This is a genomic window from Variovorax sp. 01T439_2, assembly GCF_056398445.1.
This window is the reverse complement of sequence record NZ_JBFTPJ010001023.1, coordinates 1-3,306: the sequence shown is the minus strand read 5'-3', so window position 1 is coordinate 3,306 and position 3,306 is coordinate 1. Positions and strand designations below refer to the sequence as shown.

Here is a 3,306-nt window from a genome sequence, read left to right as displayed (position 1 = left end):
ATGGCGCGCGGCACCGGCTCGGCCGCCGGCCGCACGCGCAGCGCGCCGCCGTGCGCGAGCAGCAGCGATTCGATCACCTCCGCGCGGCTCGCGACCCACAGGCGCAGCGCCTCGTTCCACGCGAGCGGCGGCCCCGCGCGCAGTTCGGCGTAGTAGGGATAGGGATCGGCATGCGTGACGGCCGCGACGGGGTCGAGCGGCATGCCGTCGAAGGCGGAGGGCGTGGGGCTTGTGTTCATGCCGCGCAGTGTGCAATTGCCGCCGCCGCCACACTTCGGCCGCGAACGAAGTGTGGGATGCGGCGGCGTCTTAGGATCGGCGCATGGACACGAGCTCTTCTTCTTCCTCCAATGCCGACGTGCAGCTGGCCCGCCTGGCCGGTGCCATCGCCGAGCCCGCGCGCGCCCGCATGCTGAGCTGCCTGATGGACGGCCATGCGCGCACCGCGACCGAGCTGGCCACCGTGGCCGAGGTGGCCGCCTCCACCGCCAGCGCGCACCTCGCGCGCCTCAAGGAAGAGCGGCTGGTCGAGCTGCTCGTGCAGGGCAAGCACCGCTACTTCCGGCTGGCGGGCGACAACGTGGCGGCCGCGCTCGAAAGCCTGATGGTGGTGGCCGGCGCGCCGCGCACCGCGCAGTTCAAGCCCAGCACGCCGAGCCGCCTGCGCGCCGCGCGCACCTGCTACGACCACATGGCCGGCGCCGCCGGCGTCGCGCTGCACGACCGGCTGCACGCGCAAGGCTGGCTCAGCGGCCTGCAGAGCGGCTCGTACGAGCTCACGCCCGAAGGCGCCATCGCGCTGGAGAGCCTGGGCGTGGAGGTGGATGCGGTGCGCCGCTCGCGCCGGCGCTTTGYCTGCGCCTGCCTCGACTGGAGCGAGCGCCGCCCGCACCTGGGCGGCGCGCTCGGCGCGGCCTGGCTCCAGCTGTCGCTGCGCCGCGGCTGGGTGCGCCAGGAGCTCGACGGCCGCGCGCTTGCGCTCACGCCCAAGGCGCAGCGCGAGATGCCCGAGCTCTTTGCCTGAAGCGCGCGCTCAGGCCTTCAGCTTGAGCAGGTAGATCATCGGACCGGCCATCGCCAGGTCCAGCTCGAGGAAGCTCTCGAAATCCTTGCCCGCCATCCAGTACGCATCCCAGTTGTTGCGCTTGATGGTCTTCTGCCAGACATCGGCGTTGGTGGCGCGGTGCACCGCCTCGAGCAGCACGGCCCGGCGCTCCGCCGTCACCTTCTTGCCGGTGAGCACGCCGCGCCAGTTGGCCAGGTCGGCGTCCACGCCCTGCTCGCGCACCGACGGGCGTACCGTTGGAAAGACCCGCGCTGAACTCGCTGAAGCCCGAGATGCCCGCCACGGCCTTGCCGGTGGCAAGTGCTTCCACCACCTGCGCGCCGCCCGGGTAGGGCTGGTAGACCAGGCCCGCGGTGTTGCCGGCCACGCGGGCCAGCATGCCGGCGTACATGTGGTCCACGCCGCCGGCCGAGCCACCCGCGATGACCGCCTTGGCCGCATCGGTGCGCAGCTGGGCGATCAGATCCTTGGGCGTCTTGATCGGCGAATCGGCCTTCACGGCCACCACCTCGTAGTCGCTGGTGAGGCGCGCGACCGGCGCCACCTGCGCCATGGTGACAGCCGGCTTCTGCAGCGCCACCGCGCCGACCATGACCATGCCGCTCATCAGCAGGGTGTCGGGGTCGGCATCGTATTTCTCGACGTACTTTGCGAGGCCGATGGTGCCGCCCTTGCCGCCGATGTTCTCGTAGACCACATCGCCCGCCGCGCCCGAGGCCAGCAGCGCCGCGCCGAGCGCGCGGCCGGTCTGGTCCCAGCCGCCGCCTTCGTTGGCCGGAATCACGATGCGCAGCTTCGAAACGAGCTGCGGCTCGGCCGCGCCGGCCAGGCGAGGCCACAGCAGCGCAGGCCCGGCCCCGGCGGCAGCGGCCGCGCCCGCCATCCATGCATTGAAGTTGCGGCGAGAAAGCTTCCCGGGCGACGAGCGAGACATTTTGTTTCCGGTTGTGAGAAAGGTTGCCGGATGATGTCCGCGAAATGCGTCGCCCACCTACTTTCAAAAGTAGGTGAAAACCCTAGGTAAGCCCGGCGGTTACTGGAAGGCGACCTCCGCGAAGCTGCGCAGCTTGCGGCTGTGCAGCCGGGTCGAACCCTGCTCGCGCAGGATGTCGATGGCCCGCATGCCGATGCGCAGGTGCTGCTCCACGCGCTCGCGGTAGAAGTGGTTGGCCATGCCCGGCAGCTTGATCTCGCCGTGCAGCGGTTTGTCGCTCACGCACAACAAAGTGCCGTAGGGCACGCGAAAGCGGAAGCCGTTGGCCGCGATGGTGGCGCTTTCCATGTCGAGCGCCACGGCCCGGCTCTGGCTGAAGCGGCGCTGCGGCTGGTTGCCCGGCAGCAGCTCCCAGTTGCGGTTGTCGGTGCTCGCCACCGTGCCGGTGCGCATGATCTTCTTGAGGTCCGGGCCGGTGTAGCGCGTGACGTCGGCCACCGCTTTTTCCAGCGCGAGCTGGATTTCCGACAGCGCCGGAATCGGCACCCACAGCGGCAGTTCCTCGTCGAGCACGTGGTCCTCGCGCACATAGGCATGCGCCAGCACGTAGTCGCCGAGCTGCTGCGCGTTGCGCAGGCCCGCGCAGTGGCCCAGCATCATCCAGGCATGCGGGCGCAGCACGGCGATGTGGTCGGTGATGGTCTTGGCGTTGGCCGGGCCGACCCCGATGTTCACCATGCTGATGCCGCTGCAGTCCTCGCGCACCAGGTGGTAGGCCGGCATCTGCGGCAGGCGCGGCGGCGCCGTGCCCTGGCTGCCGTCGAGCAGGCCGCCGTAGTTGGTGCTGGCGCCCGCGGCCAGCCCGCGCCGGCGCGTGACCACGTTGCCGGGCTCGATGAAGGCCACGTACTCGCTCTTCTCGTCGGCCATGGCCTCGTGGCCCAGGCGCACGAACTCGTCGATATAGAACTGGTAGTTGGTGAACAGCACGAAATTCTGAAACCACTCGGGCGCGGTGCCGGTGTAGTGCCGCAGCCGGTGCAGCGAATAGTCCACGCGCGCGGCCGTGAAGAGCGACAGCGGCTGCGCCTCGCCCGCCAGCGCTTCGTAGGTGCCGTTGGCAATGCCGTCGTCCATCACGCCCAGGTCGGGCAGGTCGAACACGTCGCGCATCAGCGCGCGGCGCTCCTCGCTCATCGTGCCTTCGATGTGGTCGTTCTCGGCAAAGGAGAAGTGGATGGGGATCGGCTGCGTGCTGGTGCCCACCTCGATCTCGACCTGATGGTTCTCCAGCAGCAGGCGGAAC

The 3,306-nt window shown here is 70.0% G+C and carries 2 protein-coding genes and 2 pseudogenes; 1 reads left to right on the top strand and 3 read right to left on the bottom strand.

What is annotated here, in order from left to right:
• A pseudogene (locus tag AC1DOC_RS31345) lies at positions 1 to 239 on the bottom strand (cytochrome P450); the annotation flags it as partial.
• Between the two features lie 83 nt (positions 240 to 322).
• On the opposite strand from AC1DOC_RS31345, the gene AC1DOC_RS31340 reads away from it, so the two are divergent.
• Positions 323 to 1,024, top strand: coding sequence for an ArsR/SmtB family transcription factor (locus tag AC1DOC_RS31340; protein WP_478131294.1), 702 nt, complete (start codon positions 323 to 325; stop codon positions 1,022 to 1,024).
• A 9-nt stretch (positions 1,025 to 1,033) separates the two neighbouring features.
• Here the strand turns inward: AC1DOC_RS31340 and AC1DOC_RS31335 are convergent.
• Positions 1,034 to 1,949, bottom strand: a pseudogene (locus AC1DOC_RS31335) (Bug family tripartite tricarboxylate transporter substrate binding protein).
• 150 nt (positions 1,950 to 2,099) lie between these two features.
• Positions 2,100 to 3,306: AMP nucleosidase (locus AC1DOC_RS31330; protein WP_478131293.1), on the bottom strand; the 1,207-nt coding region annotated here is incomplete at its 5' end.